This is a genomic window from Leptospira semungkisensis (assembly GCF_004770055.1).
GTDB lineage: Bacteria > Spirochaetota > Leptospiria > Leptospirales > Leptospiraceae > Leptospira_B > Leptospira_B semungkisensis.
Window position 1 is genome coordinate 373,083 of record NZ_RQEP01000010.1, and the last position, 16,125, is coordinate 389,207.

Genomic DNA, 16,125 nt, shown 5'->3' on the forward strand with positions numbered 1-16,125 from the left:
GTATTCCTTCTGCTATTCATGGCGGGAATGAGCGCCACATCCTGCGAAACCCTGCGCTCTTTCTGGAAACCCAAAGATGATTTCGTAAAAACCCTAAATCTTCCGGATTGGGTTTTAGAATCTTCTATCAAGCTTAGGATCTTCAGTGATTTTCCAAACACAGTCAATCCTGAAGACGCGATGCCGGAGGATGATATAGCCTCCTTTGCCAATCAATCTAGGGTATTACTCGCAGCTTCTCCCGCCGCCATGAGAGACATATATAAGATGGCAGGCTGTTTAGATGGAAGCGAACTCGTAGGAATTCGAGGGAATAAACTCACGGACAGCCAAGAAGACATTTGGTATGGGCTCTGCAAAAGTGGAGCGCAAGATACTATTGTATTCAAAGTATTTGAGATGGGGAATGATGATCTCTATCGATTGTACGAAGATGAGCTCACTAAGAATTGGGAAGAATCCAAGAAGAATATGAACTCAAATCCGGACAAAGCAGTTCGACTCGCAACTCGGATCGTAGAGCATGAACCTTCTCATCCTGGAGCAAGAAGATTACTCGGAAGTCTTTATTTGAAAGCTGGCTATTGTCCGGGAGCAATACGCAATTATCGGATCTATTTGAGGATCCTTCCCCGCACTCCAGAGAAAAGTAGAATAGACGATCTGATCCGCAAGAGTTGCAAAGAAAGTTTAATCCCTAAAAAACAAGAGCCAAAAGAATTCTCAGAAGATCTTCCCACAATAGAAGAAAGCGGGAATTAAACTTCTTCCAAAATCGGCAAAAGCCGCATAACGGAACTGATCATTCCTCATACTGGCGGAATCAAATTTCCGGAGCAAATTCAGAAACTTCACTAAAATAGCGCGAGAACCACAATTCCGCTTACCTGTACCTCTTTAGCAAGCGAGCAGCATATTATCGCTTGACAATACTATTGTAAGGCAGGAATATCAAAGTGATCTTATTCTTTAAATGCAAAGAAACGGAAAAGATCTGGTACAGGCAGTTTTCTTCTAAGTTTCCGCCTTGGATCCAATCAGTAGCGTATCGCAAACTCGTTATGTTGGACAGATCTCATACGTTTGAAGACTTGAGGATACCTCCTTCAAATCGTTTGGAAAAACTCTCAGGCAATAGAAAAGGTCAATACAGTATTCGTATCAACAATCAATGGAGGATCTGCTTCACTTGGGATGAGGGAATCGCTTCGTTTGTTGAAATTGTGGATTATCATTAGGAGGCAATATGAAAAAAATCCCGAACGTTCACCCAGGCGAGATCCTCAACGAAGAGTTTCTATTGCCGATGGAGATCACTGCGTATCGCTTAGCCAAGGAGACGAATCTAAATCCCACTCGTATCAGCGAGATCATTCGCGGAAAAAGAGGGATTTCTGCGGACACTGCATTACGTTTCTCTAAGTTTTTCGGAAATTCCGTAGGATTCTGGATGGGAATCCAAGATGAGTACGAGGTTCGTGTGGAAAGTGAAAGGATAGCAGGAGAATTAAAAAAGATCAGGAATTACAAAGAACTCGAGAAAGTCTAAACGAGTTTTACCCGGCCAGCGGCGATTTTTACCCTGAGATCGCTTCTTTGTGGGACTTATTCTTTCACTCTAAGCACTAGAGTGATCTTGCCATCCGCTTTCTCTACTACTTCGAAGCCCTCTTCCCTAAGAGTTTTCTTGATCCGATAGAACCCTAGGTTCACTACTTTGGGGGAATTCGGTTTTTTAGGACCAGTGGGGAAGTATTCGGCAGAGGCATCCATCTCTATTAGTTTCGGTTCCGGGGCACTTAGTCTTGACCTTGACAGAAAGAAATCCTTCTCTGAAATGAGAAAGGAAATGAGGCGAATTCTTCCTCTCGTATTTTTTTGCATTCTATTAGGCTTGGGTTTCTTAGGCTTTTATCTACAGGAATGGTTCGAGTCCCCTTGGGTACGTTGGTTCTTTTCTAAGTTTTCCTTCTGGGTCTTCTTATCCGTTCTATTCCTTTCTTTCCTTGCGATGCTTCGCATTTTTCGAAGAGCGAAAAAAGCAATTCATACACAACATGAAGCCATCGAAAGACATCTCAGTTCCGTCTTAGACGAGCTCGTGCAAGATTCCCAGGCATTAAGCGAATTCCTAAGGATTGACCTTCCTCAGATGGAGGATAGGATCAAGACTTCTAAGGAGAAGATCCCTAAAGAGATCCATTCTGCATTTACCGCTAATTGGACCAAGATCCGTATAGAAGCTGAGGGAGCGCTCAGAGAACTCGAGACTCTTCCTTTAGAACCCGAATTAGAGAACGGAGCCAAGATCAAGAAGAGCGAATCCGTATTAGAATATAAGGATCTTCTAAATCGTCATACTAAGGCAAAAATGATATTGGAAAGAGTGCGTTCGGACCTTTCCTTATTAAAAGAAAAATTATCGGAGAAAGGATGTTGAGATTCGTATCCGCGATCGGTTTTATTCTAATTTTATTGAGCTGTGCCTCTAGCTCGCCAACTCATCTTTCCGTTTTGGAAAATGAACCTTCTCTTCTTCCCCTTGCTGCACTACTACCTCCCGGCAAAAAATTGGAGGCTCTTTCTTCTTCTCGATCTAAGTCCAAAGTAAAAGGTATCGTTCTTCATCATACCAAGGGCCTAAGTCCGGAAGAATATGTTTCTAAAAGTGCAAACTCCGGCTGGTTGGTTCACTACCTGGTGGATAAGAAGGGACGGATCTACGGTTTAGAGAATGCAGGTGCCGTTCTCGTCAAAGCTGCTCCGAAGATGGACGCAAACGTAATTCATCTCGTTTGGGAAGGTGATAAGGAAGACATCCTAAAACGTCCCGTTCAGAAAAAGGCTCTTGCAAGCATTGCGCAAAGGATCTCTAAAGAGCTCAGCATCCCTCTTTCGAATTCAGATGTTTCTTCTTTTTCAGGAATATTTACTCATACGCAAGGAAAGAAGAAGTTTGGCGCCTTTCTAAATGGAAGCGATTGCGGAAACGAGAATGTCTTAAAATCAATATTAGAAGAATCTAAAGGAAACTTTTTCACCGAGATGGAGTGGAAGGACAGATACGGGGATTGGGTGCTCCGTAAAGAAAGGCCTTTCGTAGGACAAAATGGTGAGATCAAGGAACCTAGCTATGATAAAGGAAGAGCCGTAACTCCGACTCCTAAGACGGATCTAGAATCCGTAGAAAGAACTATGGATGGACTCCTTCCGGAAGAGAAGAGATTAAGATACAATTATCGTGGAATGATTTCCGCAGACTGTGTGGTATTGCACTTCACGGCCATCAATGATTACGATGGAACAATTCTCGTTCTCGAAAAAAGAAATCTCGCGGCCACCTTTCTTGCGGATAAGGATGGAAAGGTTTATCAACTCTTAGACAGCCCTCTACACATGGCAGCTGCAGCCACAGGGACCAATCGGAATTGCTTTCAAATTGAGATCGTGGGAAAAGACACAGAAATGCTCCTAGCAAATCCGGCCCAAACCTCCGGAGTCGTAAAACTTGTAAAAGAATTATCAGAAAAATATAATATTCCATTGAACAACAAAAGAATTGAGTCTCTAAAAGGGATCTTCTCTCATACGCAAGCTAAGAAGAAATGGGGAGGATCCATTTTTCTGGATGCCCAGGACTTCGATCCTGGAGAGCCTTATATGAAGAAGGTCTTGGAACTCGCAGGTGGAACTTTCTACGAAGAAAAGGATTGGTTCGAGAGAACGGAAGGAGACTGGATCCTTCTATTTACCGATTTTCAACCTTAAGAGATTTGTTCTATACGAGACTTGGTTTGTCTCAACTGACTTGGGGTCTTTCCGGTTACTTTTCTGAATGCATCGTTAAACGAAGACTTGGAATTGAATCCTACAAAATAGCAGATGGAGAGAATGTCCTGATCAGGCTTCTCCTCCAATAGCTTAACCGCCTCTTCTATCCGAAAGCGATTGATATAATTATGGAATCCTGTCTGCAGATGTTCATTCAAAAATTCGGTGAGTTGGTATGGCTTGATCCCAAGATCATCGGATAAGGAATGCAAGGTTAACTCCGGATCCCTATAAAGCCGATCCTCATTCATCAATTCTTCTATCCTAAGTTCCAATAGATTCAGATCCAAACCTATTAGCAGTGATTTTTCATACTTCTTCTTGCGAACCTCTCTAGTCAAAGGTGCGAAAAAGTCCGGATAGCGAGAAGGAGCCAGAAACAACATAGTAACGATCACTGCAACTAGCAACCCGCCGATCCTAAATAAGATATCCGAGGCAAACATGAATCCGAATACCAGCCCGGACATTGCAAATACAGTAACCGTCGCAAGAATGAAAATGAATCGGATCTGAGACCTAAGCTCCGGTATAGAGATCACAGTCAAAAGCATCCTATATCTAAATCCAAAATACGTGGCTGTCAGAGCGGTCGTGAGAAAAAATCCGATAGATAAATAATGTTTATATCGAATATCCCTGAATTCTCCCAAGTCAGCAATGATGGAATCCCAAGGCCTTCCGAAGAAAAAAACTTCGCCTAAGAAAAAGATCCCAGGTATCAGAAAATGCAAACGTATGTCCTTGTACAATGTTTGGTTGGGATAGATCAACGCGTGAGTGTACAATAAGGAAAGAGGACCTATTGTAGAAAAAGAAGTAAGCAGAAGAAAGATCGCGTGCGGATACTTTCGATCTATTTCCAGAATAACGTTCGCAACTGTAAATAGTATGATCCCCAACGAAAGGAATAAAAGCGCACTAATCTTGTCTTCTCTTCGTTTTTTGTGCGGAACCAACCTTTGCAGCACCAATAAGAAAGAAAGGCCGCTTCCGAAGTAGAGTATAGGAGTCACCACTTCGGGATTTAACATAGTCGGTATATTAAGAAAATGAATAAGCTTGTCAAGTGTTCTCGATACGGAAGGCCCTTGCTTAGAATTAGTTTATTAAAAATTGATATGGAACTTTTTTATTTCGAACGCTTGCCTTGATTTCTTCTTCTCGGAATTTCCAGTCTGTACCTCTTATATTTTGCTTATTTTATAAGTTTTGATTTTGGCACAACTGTTCGAATAATGAAACTCGAACGTTCGAATTCTGTGTCTCGGACGACCCTCTACTCTTTTTGTTCTATTCTATTCTCTCAGAACTTATCCGAGGATGTATTGCTCATCTCCGGACTAGGAGCGGAAAATGGAAATGCAAAGAATACGTGCTGCAAAGAAATATTTGCAGTACGCCTTGGTCGGCTTCGGTGTGTTAGTCGCGGGTTGTCCCGTCGGCGTATTCACCGAATTCCCAAACCAAGAAGAAGTATGTAAATTTGATCCTATCCGGGAAGGAGCGCGCGCTGTTTCCGCCTCTTCTTTCCCGCAACCGGTACTCCAATCCATACTGATTAACGGTACTCTCTCTTGGCAAACTGTAGCAAACGGACCTGCTTATCCGACACCTACATTTAGTCCAGGGCAAACGATTACCTTAAGAGGAACCGGCTTCGGAGCTGGTCCGGATATAGATTATTCGAAAATTATGATAGGGAATACGAGGATCCTCGAGACCAATCTGAAAATGTACGAACAGTTACTCGATATCACAAAACAAGTGAACTTCGAGACCAGCACAGTTCATGATAGCTGGAATTCCTACATTCTAGCCTGGACGGATACTCAGATCCAGTTCAAGGTCCCAGAGCACACCACTACTGGTCCTTTAGTAGTTCAGATCCAAAAAAGAATCGGGTACAATGATTCTCTTCTACGTCCAGGACAACCTCATAACGTAATCAACGCGCAAACTAGTAGGATCACCGATGACGATTTTCCTCAAACCTGCGATGTGGTTTCTCTTCTTAGTGATGCGAAAGGCACTGATCCTGTTCAGATCAACGTAAACAATCCTGGCTTTAGCGCTCTATTAGCATTAGGAGAGCAGGTATTCTGGTCTTACGACTTCAATATCGGGATCGCTCACTCTATTAGAAATTTGGATTGGACTAAGATCTTCGGATACCAGGCAAAAGATCCTGTAACCGGAAATATTGCAGATCCACTTCTTCTATTCGGAGCCTATCAAACGGTTGCAGGAGAAGTTCCATCTGCAGCAACGGATAACGTGTATTTCGATCCTTATCCTCAACCTACTCCGATCCCAGGCTTCTTAGGAGCAGATCCTCTATTAAAAGGAAATACCAGAAGCACCGGATGGGCTGGTTATCGATACGCACAAGCCTCCAATCCTTATACTGGTAACGGAGAATGGATCGGTTTCAATTGTGCATCCTGTCACGGATACAAACTTAGCTATGAAGCTTCTCCAGGAAACGTAGTAACAAAGGTTGTTCCTGGACTGCCGAATCCTAGATGGTCCATGAAATGGTCTGTGTTAGGTAACTTCACAGGCATCCAAGCAAGTGAACCTGGTCCGAGCTCGGATCCTTCTTCCAAAGATGTAGATAAGACAATGTTGATCTATGTGATGCCTCAAGGTGCAGGTGAACATGCTCTCATCCGTGTAAAAGGAGAAGGAAGCGAGACGGATAACGATTATCAGTTCTCTCCGATTGCAATCCCGAACGTTACCAATTATATGGGAGTTCGTAGATCTCTTTCTCACACTGAGTCCTATGTTGGATTCGAAGGTTCTTATATCCATTCAGAAGAACCGGACGGAGCAACCGGATCCATGCATACGAGAGAGTTGCAAGCTCTTACTGCATACATGACCAAATTGGATCAATATGATAAACCTCTTAGACAAGTAGGTATTTATCGTTGGCTGAAGTATAAGGGCAAACTGGTCCCTCAAGCAGGTGCAGACTCAGGAGAAGGAGCATTCGTGCAGACTGGCTGGGAGAATGTTCCAGGAATTACTGCAGCAGTAGGTAGAGGAAAAGCAACCTTCCAAAGAGATTGCGGCTCTTGCCATAGCGATAAGGTGGGACTCAATTCCAACGAAAGAATGTTCAAACTCAATGAAGTGGGACGATTCTTTACTCCTACAATCTACCAAAGAAAGCAGCAGTCTATTCGCGCTACTTTCTTAAGAGATATGTATTGGGTGCAACATAGAGGATTGTTAAGCGACGGTCACGTTCGAAATCTGGAAGACTTAGTGAATCCGGATCGATGCACCGAAGGTTCTGCACTCTACAACCAATATTATACACTACACTCTCCTTCTTCTCCTGCGTTAGGCGGTCCGGACTTCCCTGCTCCGTATCCTCCGCAGAACAGAAAGGCAGACGTGTTCCGTGCCTTCAAATCCCCGGCAACGGATGCAGGTGTTAAGAGAAACAGATTCATCGAAAGACACAAATACTTCGTGACTGTTCCTTGGGATACCGACTGGTACTATTGGGATTACCAAAAGATGAGAAGGGAATACGGCCCGACAGAGTTAGGAACTTCAGCTCCGATCGGAATGCCTGCCACCCCTCACCCTTGGTGTACACAATCCGCAACGGATGTGGACGACTTAGTGGAGTATATACTCACTCTCTAAACTCTTCACGGTCCGGCAAGGAAGGCCTCTGGCCTTCCTCGGGAACTTGGCGCAGGCCGCCCTCTAAAACCGAGGTCCCGTAAACGAAAGTTTTGCCGGGCTGTTCTTTTAAGGATTTTTAATTTATTGGATCCAAACGAATATTCTCCGTAAGAGAATATTCGTTTTTCTTTAAGTAGAAGATTATTCGAGCATGCTTCGGAGCATCCAAGCAGTCTTTTCATGGATCTCCAATCTCTGAGTAAGAAGGTCTGTAGTAACCTCGTCTCCTCCCGAGTCTGCAGAAGGAAGGATTGCCCTTGCAGTTCGAATGACCGCTTCGTGACCTTCTACTAAGTTTTTGAGCATGTCTTCTGCTTTAGGAACTCCGTCTTCTTCTTTCAAGGAAGTGAGACTGGAAAATGCCTTATACGTTCCGGGAGCAGGATATCCGAGAGAGCGAATCCTTTCTGCAACCAAGTCTAACGCATTCCAAAGTTCGGTGTATTGTGTCATGAACATCAAATGAAGAGTATTAAATAGAGGTCCGGTCACATTCCAGTGGTAGTTATGAGTTTTAAGATATAAAAAATATGTGTCCGCTAAAAGCTTTTGCAAACCCTGATTGATCGCTTCTCTGTCTTTTTCGGGAATTCCGATATTCGGCTTCATAAGAATCTCCTTATATTCCGCTAATTTAGAACCATTCTAAATCTATTGTTTAGACCCTGACAATCGATTTATGAGAAAAACTTTTCTCTTTTTCTAAAAATCCGCAGCATCCTTTTGAGAGGCACGAGTGAAAAGGAAAGGTATAGAAATAAGAAAGCCGCCCGAAGGCGGCTTAACAAAGAGATCGTTCCTTCTCTTGGTTTACTTTTTGTATTCTTTGATCGCAGCGAACACTTCTTCAAATTCAGCGTCCGTCATGTAAGGGAAAAGTGGGAAATTTAAAACTGAATCACAGATGCGTCCAGTTCTATGCTCTTTTCCGAATCTTCCTTTGATGTACGGTTTTGCTCCGGGTTGATCGCTCATCGCACCTGGATAGATCACTCCGAATGCGATCCCTTTGCTTTTCAATACTTCTTGTATCTTTGGTCTTTCGGAAGGCTCAAAGAGAGTAACGTTGCAATATCCGTTTTCTCCGAAATCTTTAGGAGGTTGAATTACATTCACTCCCAAGCCAGGAAGTACTTGGTAGTATTTCTCCGCCGATTTTCTGCGAGATTCAATCCTTGCTTTTAAGTAAGGAAGATTTAAATTCAAGAATCCTGCTTGTAAGGTATCCATCCTGGAGTTCCAGCCTACATCTCCGTAACCGTAATGAGATGTGCGTCCATGATTTCCGAGCATCCTCACTCTATTTGCAAGTTCCTCGTCATTCGTAAAGACTGCTCCCCCGTCTCCCGCGCCGCCCAATACTTTTGCAGGATAGAAAGAAGTAGTAGTGATGAGTGCATCTTGGTAGATCGGCTTGCCCTTGTATGTAACTCCGAAGGATTGAGCTCCGTCTTCTAACAGATACACTCCTTTCTCTTTACAAAGTTTGCGATATTCCTCTAATTTAGAACTCCCCCATCCGTAGAGATGGACGATGATCGCAGCCTTTGGTTTCACTTCTTCTAGAGCCTTTTTAAACTCTTCGAAGTCCATTTGCAGATCGTCAGGATTCGTATCTACAGTTGCAGGATCCGCTCCCACATTGACTACGGATTCAAAGGTTGCCCAGAATGTGGAATCAGGAACGAGAACAGTATCACCTTTTCCCACTCCTAAGGCTCTTAATGCGAGTTGTAATGCGTCGGTCCCATTGGCACAAGCGATCGAATATTTGGTCCCGGCAGTCTCAGCCAGGTTTTTTTCTAAGAGGCTTACTTCTTCTCCCCCAATAAAGGAAGCATTCTTGCTGAGAGTTTTGACTTTGTCCTCCCAAGCTTCGAGTAATCCCGGTTCGAATCGTTTGATATCTATAAAAGGTACGCCCATATGGTCTCCTTCGAACAGGTTTCGAGACAGGGTCTAAAAAGCAATTTCTTTTGAGAAGGGACTGTGTGGCTAAAATCACACAGTCTAAAACCGATAGGAACCTTCTGAAAAGAAACGAGTCCGCCTCAATTGACCATAGAGGCAAGAAGGTGCATTAAGAATTTATAATCTACTTCTTTCGTTTTGGCTTAGATATTGTCTTCTTCTTTGCCTTAGGAGAAGGAGACTCTTGCGTTTTCGGCGCTGCGACTTCTTTTTTAGAAATTACTTTTTCCAACGCTTTTGGCTCGAATAGAATACTTGCAACTTCTGCGAACTTGGTTACTGGAAAGAATTCCATCCCCTTCTTCACATAATCCGGTATCTCATCCAGTTGAGGTTGGTTGTCGGAAGGGAAGATGATCTTATGAACCCCGACTCTCTTTGCAGCCACGATCTTTTCTCTGAGTCCACCGATCGGCAATACTTCGCCGGTTAAGGTTAATTCTCCGGTCATCCCGAATCCTAATTTGATCCTTTTGTCCAAGACCAGGGAAAGAATAGCTGTTGCCATCGTAATCCCCGCACTCGGGCCATCCTTAGGAGTCGCTCCATCCGGAACATGCAAATGGATTGTCTTCTCCGTAAACAACTCTTCTGAACCTAAGAAATTCTTAATATAGCTAAGTGCGATACTAGAAGATTCCTCCATGGATTTTCCGATCATGCCCGTAAGAAGAATCCCTCCCTTGCCTTTTACAAAGACTGCCTCGATGAGAAGTGTTGCTCCTCCGACAGAAGTCCATGCGAGTCCGAGAGCAGTTCCTGGAACAGTAGGCTTGGTCATTCTATCATCCGTGTATTTTGCAACACCCAGAAGTTTCTCCACATCCGCTGCCTGGATATGTTTAGGATAGGTTTCTCCTTTTACGATATTCAATGCTAACTTTCGAGCAAGCTTGTCCGACTGTTTTTCCAGACCACGAACTCCAGATTCTCTGGAATAATGATCGATGAGGGAAATGACTGCCTTCTTATCTATTTGGATTCCGTAAGAATCGATCCCGTTCTTCTCTAGTACCTTCTTCCAGAGATGCTTGGAGAAGATCTGAACCTTCTCATCCGTAATATAACCCGAGAGTGTGATGACTTCCATACGATCCAAAAGGATCCTACTGATAGAGTCTAACGTGTTTGCCGTTGCAATAAAGAATACTGAGGAAAGATCGAAAGGAAGATCCAGATAATGATCTCTAAAAGATTTGTTTTGCTCCGGGTCCAGTACTTCCAAGAGTGCAGCGGAAGGGTCCCCTTGCATTCCGATACCAAGCTTATCAATCTCGTCCAAAAGAATAACTGGATCCTTTTCTTTTGTAATACGAAGAGCAGTGATGATCTTGCCGGGCATCGATCCTATATACGTACGTCTATGACCTTTGATCTCTGCCTCGTCTCTCATACCGCCTACGGAGAATCGGAAGAATTTGCGGCCCATAGCTTCTGCGATGGATTTTGCAATGGAAGTCTTTCCGACTCCCGGCGGTCCTACCAAAAGAAGAATGGAGCCTTTTTCCGATGGCTTCAGCTTCTTGACTGCCAAGAACTCCAAGATCCTTTCTTTTACATCATCTAATTTATAATGATCCTTATCTAAGGTCTTGCGAGCCTTATCTAGATCGATCTCTCTACTCGGAGCAGCTTCCCAAGGAAGGCTCTCCAAGATATCCATATAATTTCGGATAACGTTATAATCTGCAGTATTCTGATCCGTATAAAAGAACTTATCCATTTCTCTTTCTACTTCTTCGATCACTTCTGGATCTGCAGGAATGGATTTTAATCTTTCCAGGAATTTTTCGTACTTCTTCTCGTACTTGCCGTCTTTCTGTCCTAACTCGGATTGGATCGCTTTGAGCTGCTCTCTTAGGAAAAACTGTCTTTGCTGTTTATCTATCTTGTCCTGGATATTCTCTTGGATCTCTCTCTGAAGGCTAACTAGGTCTATCTCCTTTTTAAGGTACAGCAATACTTTCTCGATTCGATCCTTAAGATTGACTGACTCTATTACGGATTGATAATCCTCTTTTTCTATATTCAAAATGCTGCATACAAAATCGGCCATCTTTCCAGGCTCGTTCACATTCAGCATGGTGAGTTTCATTTCTTCCGTGAACAGAGGGTTATTCTGAGCCAATTCCCTGGTCATAATGAGAAGTGTCCTCATCATCGCCTTGATCGTATTCTTAGAAGCGCCTGCCTCTTCTTCCGGATAAGTTACCTTGGCAACAAGCAATGGCTCGACGGAGATAAATGATTCTACCTTGAATCTGCGAACCGTATTGATGAGTATATTTACCGCACCATCGGGCAGATTCACTTTCTTCAGAATCTTTGCAACAACGCCGAAAGAGTAGATATTCTCTTCGGTCTTCTTCTCGTTCTCTTCGTCTTTCAAAAGCACAAGACCGATGAATGAATTTCCCTTTAAAGCCTCATCGACTGCCTTCGCAAATTTTCCACCAGGAACGATTAGAGGGGTGATGATTCCCGGAAATACGGGACGAGTCTTGATTGGAATTAAAAATAAGTCCGGGGGAAGTATGGAATCGACAGGGATAATACCGCTCTCGATCTCGCCTAGATTATCAAATAGTTCCACGTTTTCACCTTTGCTTTCGAATTAGAAGGGTTGATTCCAGTATTTGATTTTACCTCCGGCATTCAAACCTTTCTTTCTGCCTTTTCTTCCTGAAAAAGGCCCAATTTTAAGGAATAATTGCGTAATTTTGGCGGAATTTCTGAGAGAATTTTTCTCATTCTTTATGTGAACCAGTGTTCAATCTCTATCGATTAGATCTATAACAACCGTTCTACTTTATCAAGGGAAGAAAAGAGGATACAGATTGACTTTTAGCAGTCTTATATGTAGCGTAACTCGAAATATATATCTCGTTTTAGCGAGAAAGAGTAGTGGGGAAGTCATGCGAATATTCGCCAAAAGTCCGTTTCTTATTTTTGCTCTTACGTGTGCGTTAGGCATTCTTCATTGCAAGACAGAATCGCAAGATAATACCAGCCAAACCGTAGGATTGGGATTGGCGGTCGCCTTGCAAAATCCGTATCAAAGGATTAATGCAAATCCCGATACGATCATCATCCCAAATTCAAACGCGACGTATCAATCTCCCGGAAGATCCTACACTCCTTCTTGTTTCGGGAATGCTGGCAATACTAGTTTTCATTTTTATCGCAAGACTGTAGCTTCCAACAATAAGAAATTGCTCATCAATTTCATGGGAGGAGGAGCTTGCTGGAACAATGACAACTGTTTCGGAAATAATACGACTACCTTCTTCAATTTCTTGGACACTGTTCCGGATCTTTTCGTTAAGGTAGCTTTCCAAGGGATCTTGGATGCCGATGTTTCCACGAATCCATTAAAAAATTATGATGTTCTTTTTATTCCGTATTGCACTGGAGATCTTCACTTCGGCTCGAAGGATGTAAGCGGTTTCTATAATGATCCGAACGTGGCAGATGCCTCCGAACCTTCTTTCTATAGTCACCGAGGTCACGACAATACATTAGCAGTATTAAAATATATCCAGACCAATTACACTCAGGTAACCGATATTGTAGTCGCTGGCCAGAGTGCTGGGGGTTACGGAGCAATATTAAATTATCCTCATATACGCCAAATGTTTAAGGATACCGCAACTTTCCCTTCCGTAGCCACTGTGAGCTTGTTAGCGGATGCATCCAATGGAGCAGTTGTAGACAATTTCTATCCAGATATAGTGAAGACCATTTGGGGAGGAGATGCGAATCTACCGACTTGGACTGGAACAATTTCTTCTACTTATCTGGACTCGGGAGGGCCCGCTTCTATCCAGAATTTCCTAAGCCAGGTCACTTCAAAGTATTCAACTGATAAAGTAGGCCAGTATGCGGCTCAGTTTGACAGCACCCAAAGATGGTTCTTTCATGTAATGGGGGTAATCAAGTCAGGTGCAGCCTACTCAGATAGTTCGAATTTCTTCGGCCCAGGAGATTCTAGCGAGGTGAGCGATAGCCCTAACGATTCGACAAATACCCCTTCGAATTGCAATTGGGCAGTCAATTCTAAGAATGCCATGCAAAATACTACAGGCGCCAATTACTACTATTACATCGCTCCGGGAGACGTTCATACCATTACCACGAGCAATGATATGTTCACTCTGACAAGCCAGGGCAAAAGTTTCAATACTTGGCTCGCTAATGTAGTGACAAATACGGGCACAGCTCCCGAAAAAGTGGACTGTTCTTTAGGTTCGGGGTCTCATCCTTGCACGGATACGAATTATATCTCGAATCAATACAATAACAGCTTAAAGCGGGCAACTTCTCACCAATCATTCGATCTCGGACAGGACCTGGCTCAAACCTGCTTCCCTTGACATTTTAGAAACCTTCCTTACAATATTCTTAAATTCCTTTTTTTAGAAAGAAAGGAATTTAAGAGGGTTTCTTCATGTTTCGACTCATGCTCGTTTTCGTCTTCTTTTCCTCTATTCTTTGTACTAAGTCTTCCAATTCTAATAGCGAAACGGTAATGAATGCCGCGATCCTGGGACTCGCGGTTTCTCCCTACCACAGGATCACTCCTAAACCTGATACGTTTACGACTCAGGTGGATCACGGCTCAGGAACTCCTTATACATATACTGCGAGTTTCACTCCTGAATGTTCCGGTACGGAAGGAAATACGAACTTCTACTTCTTCCGCAAGACTGTAAGGAACTCGAATACGAAACTTCTGATCAACTTTATGGGAGGAGGAGCCTGCTGGGATGATGCGAATTGTTTCGGAGATAATACCACCACCTACTTCAATCAGTTGAATACGATCCCGGATTTTGCGATCAATCTTATATTCAAAGGGATCATGGACCAGACAGTGGGAACAAATCCGTTTAGGAATTACGATATCATATTCATCCCGTATTGCACTGGGGATTTGCATATAGGAAGTAAGGTAACTACATACGCGAGAGGAACTATCCAACACCACGGCTACGACAATGTTTTGTCCGTTCTAAAATTCATCCAAGGAGCCTATCCTAAGTTGGACGCTGTCTTTGTGATCGGACAAAGCGCCGGAGGTTACGGAACTATTTTGAATTTTCCGATCATCCGAGAAACTGTGACCTCCATTAGTTCAGGTGCGCAGGTGAGAATGCTTTCAGATGCGTCTAACGCAGTTGTTCCCACTTCTTCTTATACACCTGGTCCGGCTTTCTTTCCAGTCCTAGAGAGTTCTTGGGGAGTGGAAAACGGGATCGGAAATGGAAGTGGGCATTTCACGAATTCCAATCTTCCTCAATGGGTGTCGGGAATCACAAGCACTTACACTACTTCTGTCGGCGCCTCTTTAAACGATTATTTTAAGAAGGTAGCGGATGAATATCCGAACGATAGACTCGCGCAATATGCGGCAGTATTCGATGGGAACCAAAGATATTTCTATAATGTGATGGGTCAGATCGATAAGATCAACGCATCCCAGTTAACTTATACAACGGCTACTGTTGCCGATCCGCTCCAATCAGGAAAATCCTATTCTGCAATCTTCGGAGATAGCGACGGAAGCTCCATGGCGGATGGGAATGGTTCTTCTTCCGATGATTTTACTACTTGCGATTGGTCCAAACAAGCCATCTCTAAAATGAAGGATGCTGCCTCTAAATCGAATTACAGATACTATCTTGGACCTGGGGATGTTCATACGATTAGTACGAGTAACGATATGTATTCCTTAGTCAGCGGAACGGTAAACTTCGCAGACTGGTTAGGTGATTTTGCAACCGGCTCCGGCGCCATTCCGGCAAGCGTTCAATGCAACGATTCCGCCGGATCTTGTGTGAATACGAATTTAATAACGAGCACGATCAACACCACTTTGGGGGAAGCCACCTCAGACGCTTCGTATCTGACTACTCCTAAACGAAATTTATTCAGCGCCTGCGGAGGAGCTGCCGGGCTTGGTCTATAAGATAAGCGTTAAAAAGAAAGTATACCTTCTTTAAAACTCACTCCAAGGTTCTTTAAGGTTTCCTCATATAGGTCCTTGCTTTCCTTGTCAAAGCATACGAAGACTATCTTTCTCGGAAAATGTTCCTTATGATCCAAGACAGTCTTGATTGCGATCGGCGTGGCCTGCTCTTTGGGATACGCAAAGATCCCAGTACTAATACTCGGAACCGCTATGGATTCAAAGCCTCTCTCATGGGCTAATTGAAGAATATTCTTGTAACAACTTTCTAAAAGAGAAGCCTCCCAGAATTCTCCTCCTTTCCATACCGGACCCACAGCGTGGATCACATACTTTGCAGGAAGTTGCCCTCCAGAAGTCAGAGTACATTGGCCAGTCGGCAGCCCGTTCGGGTATTTTTTCAATTTCAGGATCCTGCATTCTTCGGCGATTTTTGGGCCCCCCACCCTATGAATGGCTCCGTCCACACCTCCTCCGCCCATCAGGGAAGAATTAGCGGCGTTGACCACTGCATCCGCTTGGATAGAAGTTATATCGCCTTTCCACACGTAGATTTCCATCGCTCCATAAAAGAAGGCATAAATCCGGATCTTGCAAGAAGATTTTTATATCTCATTTTTCGAATTCGTTTAATAATATTGTCAAAA

The 16,125-nt window shown here is 43.5% G+C and carries 14 protein-coding genes; 8 read left to right on the top strand and 6 right to left on the bottom strand.

What is annotated here, in order from left to right:
- Window positions 1-18 precede the first annotated feature (18 nt).
- From EHO59_RS09330 to EHO59_RS09340, 3 genes are all read left to right on the top strand, one after another.
- Window positions 19-762, top strand: a complete 744-nt coding sequence (locus EHO59_RS09330) for a tetratricopeptide repeat protein (protein ID WP_425460225.1) — start codon at window positions 19-21, stop codon at window positions 760-762.
- Between the two features lie 194 nt (window positions 763-956).
- Window positions 957-1,238 carry a type II toxin-antitoxin system RelE/ParE family toxin gene (locus tag EHO59_RS09335; RefSeq protein WP_135587202.1) on the top strand — a complete coding sequence of 94 codons (282 nt, stop codon included), beginning with the start codon at window positions 957-959 and terminating at the stop codon, window positions 1,236-1,238.
- 8 nt (window positions 1,239-1,246) lie between these two features.
- Window positions 1,247-1,549, top strand: a complete 303-nt coding sequence (locus tag EHO59_RS09340) for a HigA family addiction module antitoxin (RefSeq protein ID WP_135587204.1) — start codon at window positions 1,247-1,249, stop codon at window positions 1,547-1,549.
- A 56-nt stretch (window positions 1,550-1,605) separates the two neighbouring features.
- Here EHO59_RS09340 and EHO59_RS18185 read toward each other — a convergent pair whose 3' ends face one another.
- The gene (locus tag EHO59_RS18185) at window positions 1,606-1,773 is read right to left on the bottom strand and encodes a hypothetical protein (RefSeq protein ID WP_167882092.1); all 168 of its coding nucleotides are present in this window, start codon (window positions 1,771-1,773) and stop codon (window positions 1,606-1,608) included.
- A gap of 76 nt (window positions 1,774-1,849) precedes the next feature.
- Here EHO59_RS18185 and EHO59_RS09345 point away from each other — a divergent pair, with 76 nt between their 5' ends.
- Window positions 1,850-2,440 carry a hypothetical protein gene (locus EHO59_RS09345; protein WP_135587206.1) on the top strand — a complete coding sequence of 197 codons (591 nt, stop codon included), beginning with the start codon at window positions 1,850-1,852 and terminating at the stop codon, window positions 2,438-2,440.
- Window positions 2,434-3,768: a peptidoglycan recognition protein family protein gene (locus EHO59_RS09350; RefSeq protein WP_135587208.1), complete on the top strand. Its 1,335-nt coding sequence runs from the start codon at window positions 2,434-2,436 to the stop codon at window positions 3,766-3,768. Before EHO59_RS09345 ends, EHO59_RS09350 begins: the two co-directional genes overlap by 7 nt.
- Here the strand turns inward: EHO59_RS09350 and EHO59_RS09355 are convergent.
- Entirely contained in the window at window positions 3,765-4,865 is a 1,101-nt protein-coding gene (locus EHO59_RS09355; RefSeq protein WP_135587211.1) for a helix-turn-helix domain-containing protein, read from the bottom strand. The two genes, EHO59_RS09350 and EHO59_RS09355, sit on opposite strands and share 4 nt — an antisense overlap.
- A 328-nt stretch (window positions 4,866-5,193) precedes the next feature.
- On the opposite strand from EHO59_RS09355, the gene EHO59_RS09360 reads away from it, so the two are divergent.
- Window positions 5,194-7,497, top strand: coding sequence for a hypothetical protein (locus EHO59_RS09360; protein ID WP_135587213.1), 2,304 nt, complete (start codon window positions 5,194-5,196; stop codon window positions 7,495-7,497).
- 183 nt (window positions 7,498-7,680) lie between these two features.
- On the opposite strand, the gene EHO59_RS09365 is transcribed toward EHO59_RS09360, so the two are convergent.
- The 3 genes from EHO59_RS09365 to lon form a co-directional block, all read right to left on the bottom strand.
- Window positions 7,681-8,148 (bottom strand): Dps family protein, encoded by a 468-nt coding sequence (locus tag EHO59_RS09365; protein ID WP_016543993.1) that lies wholly within the window; start codon window positions 8,146-8,148, stop codon window positions 7,681-7,683.
- Window positions 8,149-8,349: 201 nt separating this feature from the next.
- Window positions 8,350-9,465, bottom strand: a complete 1,116-nt coding sequence (locus EHO59_RS09370; RefSeq protein WP_135587215.1) for a DegT/DnrJ/EryC1/StrS aminotransferase family protein — start codon at window positions 9,463-9,465, stop codon at window positions 8,350-8,352.
- Window positions 9,466-9,634: 169 nt separating this feature from the next.
- Window positions 9,635-12,103, bottom strand: coding sequence for an endopeptidase La (gene lon / locus EHO59_RS09375; protein ID WP_135587217.1), 2,469 nt, complete (start codon window positions 12,101-12,103; stop codon window positions 9,635-9,637).
- Window positions 12,104-12,425: 322 nt separating this feature from the next.
- Between lon and EHO59_RS09380 the strand changes: the two genes are divergently transcribed.
- Window positions 12,426-13,883 (top strand): pectin acetylesterase-family hydrolase, encoded by a 1,458-nt coding sequence (locus tag EHO59_RS09380; RefSeq protein ID WP_135587219.1) that lies wholly within the window; start codon window positions 12,426-12,428, stop codon window positions 13,881-13,883.
- A gap of 74 nt (window positions 13,884-13,957) precedes the next feature.
- Window positions 13,958-15,478, top strand: coding sequence for a pectin acetylesterase-family hydrolase (locus EHO59_RS09385; protein ID WP_135587221.1), 1,521 nt, complete (start codon window positions 13,958-13,960; stop codon window positions 15,476-15,478).
- Between the two features lie 8 nt (window positions 15,479-15,486).
- Here EHO59_RS09385 and EHO59_RS09390 read toward each other — a convergent pair whose 3' ends face one another.
- Window positions 15,487-16,038 (bottom strand): O-acetyl-ADP-ribose deacetylase, encoded by a 552-nt coding sequence (locus EHO59_RS09390; RefSeq protein WP_135587223.1) that lies wholly within the window; start codon window positions 16,036-16,038, stop codon window positions 15,487-15,489.
- Between the last annotated feature and the right edge of the window lie 87 nt (window positions 16,039-16,125).

Coding starts and splice junctions, on each gene's coding strand:
- EHO59_RS09350 (WP_135587208.1), top strand. CDS start 2,434: ATGTTGAGATTCGTATCCGCGATCGGTTTTATTCTAATTTTATTGAGC.
- EHO59_RS09390 (WP_135587223.1), bottom strand. CDS start 16,038: ATGGAAATCTACGTGTGGAAAGGCGATATAACTTCTATCCAAGCGGAT.
- EHO59_RS09380 (WP_135587219.1), top strand. CDS start 12,426: ATGCGAATATTCGCCAAAAGTCCGTTTCTTATTTTTGCTCTTACGTGT.
- EHO59_RS09330 (WP_425460225.1), top strand. CDS start 19: ATGGCGGGAATGAGCGCCACATCCTGCGAAACCCTGCGCTCTTTCTGG.
- EHO59_RS09360 (WP_135587213.1), top strand. CDS start 5,194: ATGCAAAGAATACGTGCTGCAAAGAAATATTTGCAGTACGCCTTGGTC.
- EHO59_RS18185 (WP_167882092.1), bottom strand. CDS start 1,773: ATGGATGCCTCTGCCGAATACTTCCCCACTGGTCCTAAAAAACCGAAT.
- EHO59_RS09370 (WP_135587215.1), bottom strand. CDS start 9,465: ATGGGCGTACCTTTTATAGATATCAAACGATTCGAACCGGGATTACTC.
- EHO59_RS09345 (WP_135587206.1), top strand. CDS start 1,850: ATGAGGCGAATTCTTCCTCTCGTATTTTTTTGCATTCTATTAGGCTTG.
- EHO59_RS09355 (WP_135587211.1), bottom strand. CDS start 4,865: ATGTTAAATCCCGAAGTGGTGACTCCTATACTCTACTTCGGAAGCGGC.
- EHO59_RS09365 (WP_016543993.1), bottom strand. CDS start 8,148: ATGAAGCCGAATATCGGAATTCCCGAAAAAGACAGAGAAGCGATCAAT.
- EHO59_RS09340 (WP_135587204.1), top strand. CDS start 1,247: ATGAAAAAAATCCCGAACGTTCACCCAGGCGAGATCCTCAACGAAGAG.
- EHO59_RS09385 (WP_135587221.1), top strand. CDS start 13,958: ATGTTTCGACTCATGCTCGTTTTCGTCTTCTTTTCCTCTATTCTTTGT.